The organism is Streptomyces phaeoluteigriseus (assembly GCF_001896135.2).
GTDB lineage: Bacteria > Actinomycetota > Actinomycetes > Streptomycetales > Streptomycetaceae > Streptomyces > Streptomyces phaeoluteigriseus.
On sequence record NZ_MPOH02000016.1, the window covers coordinates 352051 to 366204 of the forward strand.

A 14154-nucleotide genomic window follows, 5' to 3' on the forward strand; every position below is an offset into this window, starting at 1 on the left:
CAACCTCCTCCGTCGCCCTGTGGAAAACCCCGCGGTGGGGGCGCCGGGCAGCCCGCGGTCCCGCACGTTTCCCCGCGGCGCACTACGCTCGGGGCTCATGAGCGACAGGCACATCAGTCAGCATTTCGAGACCCTCGCGATCCACGCGGGCAACACCGCCGATCCCCTCACCGGCGCCGTCGTCCCGCCGATCTACCAGGTCTCGACCTACAAGCAGGACGGCGTCGGCGGTCTGCGCGGCGGCTACGAGTACAGCCGTAGCGCCAACCCGACCAGGACCGCCCTACAGGAGAACCTGGCCGCCCTGGAGGGCGGCGTCCGGGGTCTCGCGTTCGCTTCCGGACTGGCGGCCGAGGACTGCCTGTTGCGTACGCTGCTCAGCCCCGGTGACCACGTGGTCATCCCGAACGACGCGTACGGCGGCACCTTCCGGCTGTTCGCGAAGGTCGTCTCCCGGTGGGGCGTGGAGTGGTCGGTGGCCGACACCAGCGACCCGGCCGCCGTACGGGCCGCGATCACGCCGAAGACGAAGGCGGTGTGGGTGGAGACCCCCTCCAACCCGCTGCTCGGCATCACCGACATCGCGGCCGTCGCGCAGGTGGCGCGGGACGCGGGCGCCCGGCTCGTCGTGGACAACACCTTCGCCACGCCGTACCTCCAGCAGCCGCTGGCGCTCGGCGCGGACATCGTCGTGCACTCGCTCACCAAGTACATGGGCGGCCACTCGGACGTCGTCGGCGGTGCGCTGATCGTCGGCGACCGGGAACTCGGCGAGGAGCTGGCGTACCACCAGAACGCGATGGGCGCGGTCGCCGGGCCCTTCGACTCCTGGCTGGTGCTGCGCGGCACGAAGACGCTGTCGGTGCGCATGGACCGGCACAGCGAGAACGCGACCAAGGTCGCCGACATGCTGACCCGGCACGCGCGCGTGACGAACGTCCTGTACCCGGGCCTGCCGGACCACCCCGGTCACGAGGTCGCGGCCAAGCAGATGCGGGCGTTCGGCGGCATGGTGTCGTTCCGGGTGGCGGGCGGCGAGGAGGCGGCGGTCGAGGTCTGCAACCGCGCCAGGGTGTTCACGCTGGGCGAGTCCCTCGGCGGCGTCGAGTCGCTGATCGAGCACCCCGGGCGCATGACCCACGCGTCGACGGCCGGTTCCGCCCTGGAGGTCCCGGCCGACCTGGTGCGGATCTCGGTCGGCATCGAGAACATCGACGACCTGCTGGCGGACCTCCAGCAGGCCCTCGGCTAGACGGTCACCAGTCCGTGAGGGGTGGGGTCGTCTCCGACGGCGGCTCCACCCACGGCTCGGCCACCATCGCCCAGACGGCGAACGCGACGGCCGCCGCCCACAGCAGCAGCCACATAAGACGCCGGGCGAGCGTGCGGCGGCGCAGCATACGGCTGCCGTGGCGGACGGCGTCCGTGTGGAGCTCGGGCGGCAGCCGGGGCACCGAGCGTTCCATGATCTGCCGGACGGCGGCCTCCCGCTCGGGCCGGTTCACGTCGTCGCCGCCTTCGTCCCGGGGAGCGGGGGTGACGGTGCCGGGGGTGGGTGCAGGACGGTCGCGGTCGCCCGGTCGCAGATGGCGTGGACGCGCTCGGTCGGCAGGCCCAGCAGGGCCGCGACCTGCTCCTCCCCGACGCCCTCGTAGAGCCTGAGGACCAGGATCAGGCGTTCCCGCGGGGTGAGCCCGGCCAGCGGGCCGGCGAGGCGTCGCCGGGCGCGGTCCCGGGCGGCGTAGTGCTGCCAGGTGGCGTACTGGTGCCAGGCGGTGTCGGCGAAGCGGATGGCGAGGTGCCGGCGGGCGTGGTCGTAGGGGTCCTCGCCGTGCAGCCGGTCCCAGCACGCGTACGTGTGCGCGAGGGCGAAGGTCAGCAGCCGTCGCGCGCGCGGGTTGCCGTCCGGGGCCTCCCCGGTGAGCAGGGTGGCGGTCTGCGTCAGCCGCCCGCCCGCGCCGGCCACGAACGCCTCGAACTCCTTGGCCCGGCGGACGTCCTGGGCCGCATGCCGTGCTCGCACCGCGCGCCTCCCGCCTGCCGGCGACCCCCTGGGACGGATCCCGGCCGTCTGCGGCGGACGGGGACCCGGTCTCATATGAGGCCAGGGGCGAGCCGTCGGTCAAGAGCCGCGCACGGGCGGGATGCGCGGGGAGCCAGGGTGCGCGCGGGGCGTCAGGAAGCCGGTGCGGGCTCCGCGCCGGGGAGACCGTGGGCGGCCATCCGGCTGGACAGCGCGGTGTTGAAGCGCGTGAGGAGCGCGCAGAACGCCTCGCGCTCCCCCGGGCTCCAGTCGTGGGTCAGTTCGGCCATCAACTGACGTCTGGAAGAACGCACTTCGTCCAGCCGGGACAGCCCGCGCGGGGAGAGCTGGAGCACCACGGCCCGCCCGTCCTCGGGGTGCGAGGTCCGCTTGACCAGGCCGGTGTCGACCAGCGGTGCCACCTGCCGGGTGACCGTCGAGGAGTCGATGCCCATGCTCGCGGCGAGCGCCTTGACGCCCATCGGGCCTTCCTTGTCGAGGCGGTTGAGCAGCAGGTATGCGGCGCGGTCCATGGAGTTGCGCACCTGACCGACCCCACCGAGCCGGGTCTGTTCGGCACGGCGCGCGAAGACCGCCACCTCGTGCTGCAACGCGTCGAGAAGACCGGTGTCACCGAGGGTCGTCATGTCCATCGACATTCCAGGTGTTGTGGGCATGGCCGGGGGCTCGCTTCATGAAAAGGGGGCTGGGTTGGGGGACAGGGTACGCGGCCCGGAGGCGGGTCGTACCGGCGCTGCGGAAACCGGTCTCGGTGGTTGGTCACAGCGGTCGTTCCCGCCTGTGAACTGCGATGCTCGTGTCATGAGCTATGGCACGGCTGACTCCTTGCGGCCCGTCACTGTCGACGATGTGCGTGGCGCCCAGAAGATGCTTTCGGGCGTGGCGCGGATGACCGCGATGGAGGGCAGCAGGTACCTGTCCCAGCTCGTCGGGGCGCCGGTGCACCTCAAGTGCGAGAACCTCCAGCGGACCGGCTCCTTCAAGCTGCGCGGCGCGTACGTGCGGATCGCCGGGCTGCTGCCGGAGGAGCGTGCGGCCGGGGTCGTCGCGGCGAGCGCGGGCAACCACGCGCAGGGGGTCGCGCTGGCGTCCACCCTGCTGGGCGTGCGCTCCACGGTGTTCATGCCGAACGGCGCCCCGCTCCCGAAGATCAGCGCGACCCGGGAGTACGGCGCGGAGGTGCGCCTGCACGGGCACGTGGTCGACGAGACGCTGGCGGCGGCGCAGGAGTACGCGGCGCGGACCGGCGCGGTGTTCATCCACCCCTTTGACCACGCGGACGTGATCGCCGGGCAGGGCACGGTGGGTCTGGAGATCCTGGAGCAGTGCCCGGAGGTGCGCACGATCGTCGTCGGGATCGGCGGCGGGGGGCTGGTGGCGGGTATCGCGGTCGCGGTGAAGGCGCTGCGGCCGGACGTGCGGATCGTCGGTGTGCAGGCGGAGGGCGCGGCGGCGTATCCGCCCTCGCTGGCGGCGGGACGGCCGGTGGCGTTGCGCAGCCCGGTGACGATGGCGGACGGCATCAAGGTCGGCCGGCCCGGTGATGTGCCGTTCGGGATCGTCGGCGACCTGGTGGACGAGGTGCGCACGGTCTCGGAGGACGCGCTGGCCACCGCGCTGCTGCTCTGCCTGGAGCGGGCCAAGCTGGTGGTCGAGCCGGCCGGGGCGAGCCCGGTGGCGGCGCTGCTGAGCGAGCCGGACACCTTCGAGGGGCCGGTCGTCGCGGTGCTCTCCGGCGGCAACGTCGATCCGCTGCTGATGCAGCGCGTCCTGCGGCACGGAATGTCCGCGCAGGGCCGCTACCTGGCCGTACGGCTCCGGCTGACGGACCGGCCGGGGGCGCTCGCGACGCTTCTCGGGGTGTTGTCAGTGGTCGACGCTAACGTCCTCGATGTGAGCCACGTACGGACCGATCCCCGGCTCGGGCTCACGGAGGCGGAGGTCGAGCTGCACCTGGAGACGAAGGGGCCGGTGCACTGCGCCGAGGTCGGTCAGGCCCTGCGCGAGGCCGGGTACATCGTCATCGACTGAGGTCACACCGGTAGAGGTTCGACCGGCTGAGGTCACATCGGCTGAGGTCACAGCCCTCTTCGTCACTCCTTCGGGTAAGTGCATTGAGAGACGCGATACATCGCGTTATGGTGTGTGTCACGCCGCCTCGGGGGTGTGCGCGACGCATCTCGAGCGGGCGGAACGAAACGCACAAACCTAGGCTTTCCGAAGACCTTCGAACGACCAGTACCGACGACCGATACCAACGACGAACACCAACGACGAAATCCCCAACGACGTGGAGACTCACATGCCAGGCGCCATCTATGCCGAAGGCCTGGTGAAGACCTTCGGTGACGTAAGGGCTCTGGACGGCGTCGACCTCGACGTCCCGGAGGGCACCGTCCTCGGCCTCCTCGGGCCGAACGGCGCGGGCAAGACCACCGCGGTCCGCTGCCTGACCACCCTCCTGCGCCCGGACAGTGGCCGGGCCGTGGTCGCCGGCCTCGACGTGCTCAAGAACCCCAACGAGGTCAGGCGCTCGATAGGCCTCTCCGGCCAGTTCGCGGCCGTCGACGAGTATCTGACGGGCCGCGAGAACCTCCAGATGGTCGGCCAGCTCTACCAGATGAAGGCGAAGGACGCGAAGGTCCGGGCCGCCGAGCTGCTCGACCAGTTCGACCTCGCGGACGCCGCCGACCGCACGGCGAAGACCTACTCCGGAGGCATGCGCCGCCGCCTCGACCTGGCCGCGGCGCTGGTGGTCTCGCCCCCCGTGATGTTCATGGACGAGCCGACGACCGGCCTCGACCCGCGCAACCGCCAACTGCTGTGGGAGGTGATCAAGCGCCTCGTCTCCGGCGGCACGACACTGCTGCTGACCACGCAGTATCTGGAGGAGGCCGACCACCTCGCGCACGACATCGCGGTCGTCGACCACGGCCGGGTCATCGCCCGCGGCACCTCCGACCAGCTCAAGGCCCGCACCGGCGGCGAGCGCGTGGAGGTCGTGGTGCACGACCGCGAGCACATACCCACCGCCGTGGAGGTCCTGACCGGCTTCGGCAAGGGCGACACCACGGTCGAGGAGCACACCCGCAAGCTCACCGTGCCCGTCTCCGGCGGCGCGAAGCTTCTCGCGGAGGTCATCCGCGAGCTGGACATCCGAGGCATCGAGATCGACGACATCGGCCTGCGCCGTCCCACCCTCGACGACGTCTTCCTGTCCCTCACCGGACACGCCGCCGAGGACAAGCCCGAAGAGAATGCCAAGGAGACCGTGAAATGAGCGCCGTCACCGACGCCGTCCGGGGCACGGCCCCGGGCAACCCGCTCGGGCAGAGCGTCCGGGACTCCCTGGTCATTGCCAAACGCAACCTGATCCGGATGTCCAGGATCCCCGAGATGGTCATCTTCGGGCTCATCCAGCCCATCATGTTCGTGGTGCTGTTCACGTACGTCTTCGGCGGCTCCATGCAGATCGGCGGCAGCACCAGCGCCACCGACTACACGAACTTCCTCATGGCGGGGATCTTCGCCCAGACCGTCACCTTCGCCACCGCCGGAGCCGGTGCCGGCATCGCGGACGACATGCACAAGGGGCTCATCGACCGCTTCCGTTCCCTGCCCATGGCCCGCGGCGCGGTCCTCACCGGGCGCACCCTCGCCGACCTCGTGCAGACCGCGCTGACGCTGCTCGTCCTCGCCGTCGTCGCGATCCTGGTCGGCTGGCGGGTCGGTTCCGACGGCAGTACCGACGCCGCACGGGTCCTGGCCGCCTTCGGCCTGCTGCTCCTCCTCGGCTACGCGTTCACCTGGATCGGCGCCCTGATCGGCCTGTCCGTGCGCACCCCCGAGGCGGCCACCTCCGGCGGACTGATCTGGCTCTTCCCGGTCACCTTCATATCGAACGCCTTCGTGGACACCGGCAACATGACGCCCTGGCTGCGCCACATCGCCGAGTGGAACCCGTTCAGCGCCACCGTCCAGGCCTGCCGCGTGCTGTTCGCCAACCCGGGACAGTCGACCTCCGACGCCTGGCCCATGCAGCACCCGGTCTGGGCCTCGCTGATCTACTCGGTGCTGATCATCCTCATCTTCCGCACCCTGGCGGTCCGCAAGTACCGCTCGGCCACCGCATGACCACGCCACGCCGCACGGCATGACGAGACCCCCGCGCCACGGGGGCGCCGGGGGTCTGGTCGGGACGCGGGTCGGGGACTACTCAGGAACCGGAGGGCCGGAGGGGTCCGTCAGCCGTTGTAGGGCTCGGCCTTGAGGATGCGTACGGAGGCCGTCTTGCCGTTCGGGAGTTCGTACTGCACGTCCTGGCCGACCTTGTGGTCGACCACGGCGGAGCCCAGCGGCGACTGCGGCGAATAGGTCTCGATGTCGGAGCTCGCGTACTCACGCGAGGCCAGCAGGAAGTCCAGCGTGTCGTCCTCGTCGCCGTCGAAGGCGATCGTCACCACCATGCCGGGCGCCACCGTGCCGTCCGAGGACACCGGGGCCGCGCCGACCTTGGCGTTGTCCAGCAGCTGGGTCAGCTGGCGGATGCGCAGTTCCTGCTTGCCCTGCTCCTCCTTGGCGGCGTGGTAACCGCCGTTCTCGCGCAGGTCGCCCTCCTCGCGCGCGGCCGCGATCTTGCCGGCGATCTCGGTGCGCGCAGGACCAGTAAGGTGCTCAAGCTCGCTCTTGAGCTTGTTGTACGCCTCCTGGGTCAGCCAGGTGACGTTCTCGCTGGTCTGGGTCACAGGGTGCTCCTCGTCGGTACTGGGAATACAAAGCTCGCCCTACCCGGAAGCATGTTCCTCCAGGGATGGGCGAAACCACGAGCCTAACAATTCAGCGGCCCGAGGGGGAGGACATAAGCCATAAGAATTGCGTCAACGCAGGCCACGACCTGCGTATTCCGGATGGCGATCAGTCGGCGTGACAGCCGAGCAGCTCCGCCGTCGTGCCCCGGGACGTCGTACGGAGCGTGACCACCTCGTCGATCCGCGTGTCCGGGCCGGAGAAGCGGAAGTCGGCGCGGCCCACCTCGTCGCCGTCCTCGGCCTGTGAGCGGACCGTGCAGTAACCGCTCGCGTCGGCGTCCTTGCGGACCTCGAGGTGCACCCGCACCGAGTCGTCCGCCACCTGGAAGGTGATCAACTCGCCGCTGATCTTGTTCTGGCCGACGTAGTGATAGCCGAAGTAGCCGATCAACGCGAGCAGCAGGGCGCCCAGCACGGCACCGGTGACCTTGAGGGTGCGGTCCGCGCGCGCATCCGAGGAACGGCCGTAACGGCCCTCGGGGGGTCGCGTGCTCGCCGTGCTCATGATCGTCCTCTCGCAAGGCCTCCGGCCGGTCGGGCGAAGGTCCGAAACCGGGCCGCCGGGGCGGCACCACGGAATTATTGGCGCCTCGATTCGGTCACTATAGAAGCCGCCGATCGCACCCCGTCCCATGGGGGCGCCGACTTACTGAGGATATGAGTCTTGACTGACCAGCTGCGACTGATGGCCGTGCACGCCCACCCCGACGACGAGTCGAGCAAGGGCGCGGCCACCATGGCGAAGTACGTGTCCGAGGGGGTGGACGTGCTGGTCGTGACCTGCACGGGCGGGGAGCGCGGCTCCATCCTCAATCCCAAGCTCCAGGGCGACAAGTACATCGAGGAGCACATCCACGAGGTACGCAAGAAGGAGATGGACGAGGCCCGCGGGATCCTCGGCGTCAAGCAGGAGTGGCTCGGCTTCGTCGACTCCGGGCTGCCCGAGGGCGACCCGCTGCCGCCGCTGCCGGAGGGCTGCTTCGCCCTCGAGGACGTCGACAAGGCGGCCGGCGAGCTGGTGCGGCAGATCCGTTCCTTCCGTCCCCAGGTGATCACCACCTACGACGAGAACGGCGGCTACCCGCACCCCGACCACATCATGACCCACAAGATCTCGATGGTGGCCTTCGAGGGCGCGGACGACACCGCGAAGTACCCGGAGAGCGAGTTCGGTCCGGCGTACCGGCCGCTGAAGCTCTACTACAACCAGGGCTTCAACCGTCCGCGCACCGAGGCGCTGCACCAGGCGATGCTCGACCGCGGCCTGGAGTCGCCGTACGGTGAGTGGCTCAAGCGCTGGAGCGAGTTCGAGCGGGTCGAGCGCACGCTGACCACGCATGTTCCGTGCGCCGACTTCTTCGAGATCCGCGACAAGGCGCTGATCGCGCACGCCACGCAGATCGACCCCGACGGGGGCTGGTTCCGGGTGCCGATGGAGGTGCAGCGGGAGGTCTGGCCGACGGAGGAGTACGAGCTGGCGAAGTCGCTCGTCGATACCTCCCTCCCCGAGGACGACCTCTTTGCGGGCATCCGCGACAATGCCTGACATGAGCGCAAGCGTGAGCCTGGCAATGACGCACCTCGTCCCCCTCGCCAAGGAGGTCGACGAGAACAAGGTCACCCCCGGCGTCCTCGGTTTCCTCGTCTTCGCGGCGATGGCGATCGCGGTGTGGGGCCTGATGAAGTCGATGAACCGCCGCATGGCCAAGGTCGACTTCGTGGAGACGCCGGAGGGCACCTCCGGCACGGCCGCCCCGGGGGAGACCACGCCCGCAAAGGGCTGAGCGGACGGCACGCCGGACCGACCGCAGCCTGACCTCCCGCACCCCGGACCGACGGCACCGCCCAGCCCCCGGCCCGGCCCGCCCCTGCCGGGCAGGGGCGGCGCGGTGCAGGCGATCCCGCACCGCCGTGAGCCGTCCCCGCGGTTCCGCTTCCCGGTTCACCGCCCGGGACGCGTCGCCGGCGATCAGCCGGGCGCGGGCCGGCTGGGTCAGCGCCCAGCCGTACCGGGCGCGTCCCGTGCGTGCCGGCCCGGGACCAGGCGCCACGCCTGCCAGCCCGACTCCGGACGCACGCCCCGCTCCAGCAGCAGTCCGTACGCCTCCAGGCACTCGGTGAGTCTGGTGTCGCGCAGGGGATGGGGGTGCGGTGACCAACCTGGTCAGCTCGTCCTGGGCGACCGCCGTGTCGACCTCGATGCCGCCCGGGGCCGCGTACGGCAGAAGGCGTGCAGCGCAGGAAGCGGGCCCAGTCCTCGCCGCGGCGGTCGCCGTACGACGCGAACAGGCCGACCGCCTCGTCGCACAGGGCCAGCGCCTGCTGGGCACGGGTGTTGCCCGCGTCGACGATCGCGAGTTCCAGGCAGGTCCAGGCCTCGCCGTGGGCGACCCCGATGCGCTGGAAGTCGGCGCGGGCGTCCACCAGGAGCTGGCGGGCGAAGCCGGAGCCGCAGGTGTGCTGCGGCGGTCGCACGGGCTCGAGGGTGTGAACCGTGCAGGATGTGAGGGCACGGGGTGCGGCCCGCGGGCCGGGAGACGTCTGACGCGTTCCGGGCCGGGTCCTGCGGCAGGATGGACCCATGGCGAACCGACTGGCCCATGAGACGTCCCCTTACCTGCTCCAGCACGCCGACAACCCGGTCGACTGGTGGCCCTGGTCGGCTCAGGCGTTCGAGGAGGCGCGCCGGCGGGGGGTGCCGGTACTGCTCAGCGTCGGGTACTCGAGCTGCCACTGGTGTCATGTCATGGCTCACGAGTCCTTCGAGGACGAGCCCACCGCCGACTACCTCAACGAGCACTTCGTCAACGTCAAGGTCGACCGGGAGGAGCGGCCCGACGTCGACGCCGTCTACATGGAGGCCGTGCAGGCCGCCACCGGGCAGGGTGGCTGGCCCATGACCGTGTTCCTCACGCCGGATGCCGAGCCGTTCTACTTCGGCACGTATTTCCCGCCCGTGCCCCGGCAGGGCATGCCGTCCTTCCGGCAGGTGCTGGAGGGCGTGCGGCAGGCCTGGGGGGAGCGGCGGGACGAGGTCGCCGAGGTCGCCGGGAAGATCGTCCGCGACCTCGCCGGGCGCGAGATCTCCTACGGCGACAGCCTGGCGCCCGGTGAGCAGCAGCTGGCGCAGGCACTGCTGGGGCTGACCCGGGAGTACGACCCGCAGCGGGGCGGGTTCGGCGGGGCGCCGAAGTTCCCGCCGTCCATGGTGATCGAGTTCCTGCTGCGCCACCACGCGCGCACCGGGGCCGACGGCGCCCTCCAGATGGCGCGGGACACCTGCGAGCGGATGGCCCGAGGTGGGATCTACGACCAGCTCGGCGGCGGTTTCGCGCGCTACTCGGTGGACCGCGACTGGATCGTGCCGCACTTCGAGAAGATGCTGTACGACAACGCGCTGCTGTGCCGCGTGTACGCCCACCTGTGGCGGTCCACCGGCTCCGAGCAGGCGCGGCGGGTCGCGCTGGAGACCGCCGACTTCATGGTGCGCGAACTGCGCACCGCCGAGGGCGGCTTCGCCTCCGCGCTGGACGCCGACAGCGACGACGGGACGGGGCGGCACGTCGAGGGGGCGTACTACGTCTGGACGCCCGAGCAGCTCACCGAGGCCCTCGGCGCGGAGGACGCGGCCGTCGCCGCCGCCTACTTCGGGGTGACCGACGAGGGGACGTTCGAGGAGGGTGCCTCCGTGCTGCAACTGCCGCAGCAGGAGGCCGTGTTCGACGCCGAGAAGATCGCGTCGGTCAAGGCGCGGCTGCTGGCCGTGCGCGCGGAGCGGCCCGCGCCCGGCCGGGACGACAAGGTCGTCGCCGCCTGGAACGGTCTCGCCGTCGCCGCGCTCGCCGAGACCGGCGCCTTCTTCGACCGGCCCGACCTGGTGGAGGCGGCCGTCGCCGCCGCCGACCTCCTCGTCCGGCTGCACCTCGACGACCAGGCGCGGCTCTCCCGGACCAGCAAGGACGGCAAGGTCGGCGCCAACGCGGGCGTCCTGGAGGACTACGCCGACGTGGCCGAGGGCTTCCTCGCGCTCGCCGGGGTGACCGGCGAGGGGGTGTGGCTGGACTTCGCCGGGTTCCTGCTCGACCACGTCCTCGCGCGTTTCACGGACCCGGAGTCCGGGTCGCTGTACGACACGGCGTCCGACGCCGAGCAGCTCATCCGGCGCCCGCAGGACCCGACCGACAACGCGGTGCCCTCGGGCTGGTCGGCGGCCGCCGGGGCGCTGCTGTCGTACGCCGCCCACACCGGTTCGCAGGCGCACCGGTCCGCGGCGGAGAAGGCGTTGGGCGTCGTGAAGGCGCTCGGCCCGCGGGTGCCGCGGTTCATCGGGTGGGGGCTGGCCGCAGCCGAGGCGCTGCTCGACGGGCCGCGCGAGGTGGCCGTGGTCGGGCCCGCGCTGGACGATCCCGCCACCCGGGAGCTGCACCGCGCCGCGCTGCTGGCGACCGCGCCGGGAGCGGTGGTCGCCTACGGGACGCCGGACAGCGAGGAGTTTCCGCTGCTCGCGGACCGGGTCCTGGTGGGCGGGGCGCCGACGGCGTACGTCTGCCGGGGCTTCGTGTGCGATCTGCCGGTGACGGACGTGGACGCCCTGCGGGAGAAGGTCACGCCGTGAGGTGAGGCGAGGTGACGGGCGTCGCGAGCGTGGCCGTACATGTCACGGCCCGTCCCGCGCTGACGGGCGACGGCGGCCGGGCCCGCCACTCCCGCCGCACGCCGAAGGGCCCGCCCCGGTCGACGACCGGGGCGGGCCCTTCGCGCGTTCCGTCCGTCAGCCCAGGGGATCCGGTACCGGGTCCGGGTCGGGCGTGACCCGGGGCAGGGCCGGGAGGGTGGTGTGCAGGCGGCGGTAGAGCCAGCGGTCCACGACCAGGAAGCGGGCCGTGAAGACGATCGCCATGGCGAGTGCCGTCGCCGGCAGGGCGGTCATGCCGGCGGCGCCGATCAGCAGCGCGGCGAGCGGGATGCGGGCGACCAGGTCGGCGTTGCCGACGGCGGCGAACGTCAGGAGCCGTGCACCGCGCCGGTGGTGGCGCCGCTGGTTGCGGTAGACGAAGGAATCGATCAGGGCGAAGTTCCACAGGAGCCCCGCCTGGTTGGCGATGATCTCCGCCGGGGCGTAGTGCAGGCCGGGTGCCTGGTCGGTGAGCAGCCAGAGCAGGGCCAGGTTGGGGACGAAGCCCGACAGGCCGACGAGGCCGAAGACCCCCGCCCGGGCGCGGGGGTCGGCGGTGCGCAGGGTGATCAGGTGGCGCAGGAAGCGCATGCCCTCGCGGGCCGTCGACTTGGACTCGCCGGCGTGCCGTTCCCCGAAGGCGTACGGCACCTCGGCTATGCCGCGCGGACGGCACCGTACCGCCAGTTCGAGGAGGATCTTGTAGCCGAGGGGTTGCAGACCCTCTTCCTCCGCGGCGGCGCGGTCGACCGCTGTGCGGCGGATCGCGAAGAAGCCGCTCATCGGGTCGGTGAGACCGCTGAGGGCGCGGGGGAAGAGGGATTTGGTGAGGAGCGTGGAGGAGCTGGAGACGAGTTTGCGGTAGCCGCCGTCCAGGCCGCCGCGGTCGCCGCCGGCCGTGTACCGGCTGGCCACGACGAGTTCGGCGCCGGTGGCCGTGCCGCGGGCGAGGAGTTGCGGGATGAGTTCGGGCGGGTGCTGGAGGTCGGCGTCGATGACGACGATCCAGGGGGCCGAGGCGCGGGCGATGCCCTCGACCACGGCGCCGCCGAGGCCGCCCTCGGGGACGGGCCGGTGGTGCAGGACGACGGGAACGGCGCTGCGGCCGGCCGCCTCCTCGATGACCTCGCAGGTGTGGTCGGTGGAGTCGTCGGCGAAGACGACCTCCGCGCGGGTCCCGGCGGGGATCGCGGCGCCGATGCGGGCGAGCAACTCGTGGATGTTGTCGGCCTCGTTGAAGGTGGGGACGACGATGGACACGTCGGCGGGCAGGGCCGTCACCGTGCCTCCTGGGGCTGCGGGGTGTGGACGGGCAGGTGCGCGCCGACATGGGAGGTCAGCTCCCAGTCGCGGCGCCCGGTGTATTCGCGCCAGACGGCGCGCAGCGCCGCGCCCGCGAGGATGACGGCGTAGACGGGGCCGAAGAGGATGAGCTTGGCGTACTGGCCGAAGGTGATGCGGAAGCCGTACTCGCGGCCGAAGTCGTGCAGGGCGACCGCCTCGAAGACGATCATGGCGACCATCGGCAGCATGGGCAGCCAGGCGAACATGGAGAAGGGCAGCGGGACTCCGCCGAGGACGGCGAAGAGGATGCCGAGCGGGATCATCACGCCGGTCGCGGCCTGCACGAACGGGGTGCTGAGGGTGTAGCGGGCGAGCATCCGCTGGCCGAATCCGGGCAGCCGGCGCCATTCGCCCTTGCGCAGGACCTGGAGGAAGCCCTGGTTCCACCGGGTGCGCTGCTTGTAGAGCGCCTTGATGGAGTCGGGCGTCTCCTCGCGGGTGACCAGCGCGGAGTGGTAGGCGACGACGACCTTGGCGCCGCCGCTGGAGAGCCGGACGCCCAGGTCGCAGTCCTCGGCGAGGCAGTCGCCGTCCCAGCCGCCGGTGTCCCGCAGCAGCGCGGACCGGACGAAGACGGTGTTGCCGCCGAGCGGGATGAACCCCTTGCGGGCGTGCAGGTGCAGCCGGCTGCGGAACCAGAAGAAGTACTCCAGGCAGTTGCGCAGGCTGTACCAGCTGCTCTGGTAGTTGATCAGCTGGACGCCGCCCTGGACGACGTCGGCGTCGTCGCGCCGGAAGGCGAAGTCGACGTGGCCGAGCAGCTCGGGGTGGACGACGTCCTCGGCGTCGAAGACCCCGACGACCTCGCCGCGGGCGTGCGGCAGCGCGGTGTTGAGGGCGCGGGGCTTGTTCTTCTTGGCGTGGGTGTCGACGACCGTGCGCACCTTGTCGGGGTGCTCGGCGGCGAGTTCGTGGGCGATGGCGGCGGTGCCGGGGTCGTCGTGGCCGACGATCAGCAGGATCTCGAAGTCCGGGTGGTCGATGCGCAGCATCTGCTCGACCGTGTGCCGCAGGACGGCCTCCTCGTGGCGGGCCGGGACCAGCAGTGAGAAGGACAGGTCGGCCCTGCCGTCGGGCGTGGCGAAGGCCGTCGACTCCAGTGTCTCCGGGGTGCGCCAGGCGTGGAGCATCCACCACAGGGTCACGCCGGCGGCGCCCATGAGGATGATCGAATCGATGAATAGAATGGCGGAGACCACGAATTCCCCCCTCGGTCTTTCTTGGTCATCCTTGTTCGAACATGTTGTTCTACTAGGTGTCACTCGGTGTTCCGCGGAATGGGT

General features: G+C 71.2%; 14 protein-coding genes and 1 pseudogene. 7 read left to right on the forward strand and 8 right to left on the reverse strand.

The window, feature by feature from the left end; translation table 11 throughout:
• The first annotated feature begins 97 nt into the window (after positions 1 to 97).
• Positions 98 to 1252, forward strand: a complete 1155-nt coding sequence (locus BM536_RS26300) for a cystathionine gamma-synthase (RefSeq protein WP_073493269.1) — start codon at positions 98 to 100, stop codon at positions 1250 to 1252.
• Positions 1253 to 1256: 4 nt separating this feature from the next.
• Here the strand turns inward: BM536_RS26300 and BM536_RS43175 are convergent, their stop codons facing one another.
• From BM536_RS43175 to BM536_RS26310, 3 genes are all read right to left on the reverse strand, one after another.
• Positions 1257 to 1505, reverse strand: a complete 249-nt coding sequence (locus BM536_RS43175) for a hypothetical protein (RefSeq protein WP_073493267.1) — start codon at positions 1503 to 1505, stop codon at positions 1257 to 1259.
• A complete protein-coding gene (locus BM536_RS43180) occupies positions 1502 to 2023 on the reverse strand; it encodes a sigma factor-like helix-turn-helix DNA-binding protein (protein WP_073493265.1) in 522 nt (173 codons plus the stop codon). Before BM536_RS43180 ends, BM536_RS43175 begins: the two co-directional genes overlap by 4 nt.
• 152 nt (positions 2024 to 2175) lie before the next feature.
• On the reverse strand, positions 2176 to 2682 hold the full coding sequence (locus BM536_RS26310) for a MarR family winged helix-turn-helix transcriptional regulator (protein WP_211362960.1): 507 nt from the start codon (positions 2680 to 2682) through the stop codon (positions 2176 to 2178).
• A gap of 163 nt (positions 2683 to 2845) precedes the next feature.
• Here BM536_RS26310 and ilvA point away from each other — a divergent pair, with 163 nt between their 5' ends.
• The 3 genes from ilvA to BM536_RS26325 all read left to right on the forward strand — a co-directional run bounded on the left by ilvA (position 2846) and on the right by BM536_RS26325 (position 6178).
• Entirely contained in the window at positions 2846 to 4075 is a 1230-nt protein-coding gene (ilvA, locus tag BM536_RS26315; protein ID WP_094103593.1) for a threonine ammonia-lyase, read from the forward strand.
• 271 nt (positions 4076 to 4346) lie between these two features.
• Complete coding sequence (locus BM536_RS26320) at positions 4347 to 5324, forward strand: ATP-binding cassette domain-containing protein (protein WP_073493263.1); 978 nt, start codon at positions 4347 to 4349, stop codon at positions 5322 to 5324.
• On the forward strand, positions 5321 to 6178 hold the full coding sequence (locus BM536_RS26325; RefSeq protein WP_073493261.1) for an ABC transporter permease: 858 nt from the start codon (positions 5321 to 5323) through the stop codon (positions 6176 to 6178). Before BM536_RS26320 ends, BM536_RS26325 begins: the two co-directional genes overlap by 4 nt.
• Before the next feature lie 110 nt (positions 6179 to 6288).
• Here BM536_RS26325 and greA read toward each other — a convergent pair whose 3' ends face one another.
• Both greA and BM536_RS26335 read right to left on the reverse strand, forming a co-directional pair.
• Positions 6289 to 6789 carry a transcription elongation factor GreA gene (gene greA, locus BM536_RS26330; protein WP_073493259.1) on the reverse strand — a complete coding sequence of 167 codons (501 nt, stop codon included), beginning with the start codon at positions 6787 to 6789 and terminating at the stop codon, positions 6289 to 6291.
• Between the two features lie 169 nt (positions 6790 to 6958).
• Complete coding sequence (locus tag BM536_RS26335; protein WP_073493258.1) at positions 6959 to 7357, reverse strand: DUF4307 domain-containing protein; 399 nt, start codon at positions 7355 to 7357, stop codon at positions 6959 to 6961.
• Positions 7358 to 7516: 159 nt separating this feature from the next.
• Between BM536_RS26335 and mca the strand changes: the two genes are divergently transcribed.
• Positions 7517 to 8398, forward strand: a complete 882-nt coding sequence (mca, locus tag BM536_RS26340) for a mycothiol conjugate amidase Mca (RefSeq protein ID WP_073493256.1) — start codon at positions 7517 to 7519, stop codon at positions 8396 to 8398.
• Positions 8391 to 8636, forward strand: a complete 246-nt coding sequence (locus BM536_RS26345) for a hypothetical protein (RefSeq protein ID WP_073493254.1) — start codon at positions 8391 to 8393, stop codon at positions 8634 to 8636. The genes mca and BM536_RS26345 overlap by 8 nt, the downstream gene beginning before the upstream one ends.
• A gap of 209 nt (positions 8637 to 8845) precedes the next feature.
• On the opposite strand, the pseudogene BM536_RS43185 reads toward BM536_RS26345, so the two are convergent.
• A pseudogene (locus tag BM536_RS43185) lies at positions 8846 to 9300 on the reverse strand (hypothetical protein); the annotation flags it as partial.
• 133 nt (positions 9301 to 9433) lie between these two features.
• Here BM536_RS43185 and BM536_RS26355 point away from each other — a divergent pair.
• Entirely contained in the window at positions 9434 to 11467 is a 2034-nt protein-coding gene (locus tag BM536_RS26355; RefSeq protein ID WP_170109958.1) for a thioredoxin domain-containing protein, read from the forward strand.
• A gap of 156 nt (positions 11468 to 11623) precedes the next feature.
• Here the strand turns inward: BM536_RS26355 and BM536_RS26360 are convergent, their stop codons facing one another.
• Together BM536_RS26360 and BM536_RS26365 are read right to left on the reverse strand one after the other, a co-directional pair.
• A complete protein-coding gene (locus BM536_RS26360; RefSeq protein ID WP_094103595.1) occupies positions 11624 to 12808 on the reverse strand; it encodes a glycosyltransferase in 1185 nt (394 codons plus the stop codon).
• Positions 12805 to 14031 carry a glycosyltransferase gene (locus tag BM536_RS26365; protein ID WP_073493295.1) on the reverse strand — a complete coding sequence of 409 codons (1227 nt, stop codon included), beginning with the start codon at positions 14029 to 14031 and terminating at the stop codon, positions 12805 to 12807. Before BM536_RS26365 ends, BM536_RS26360 begins: the two co-directional genes overlap by 4 nt.
• Between the last annotated feature and the right edge of the window lie 123 nt (positions 14032 to 14154).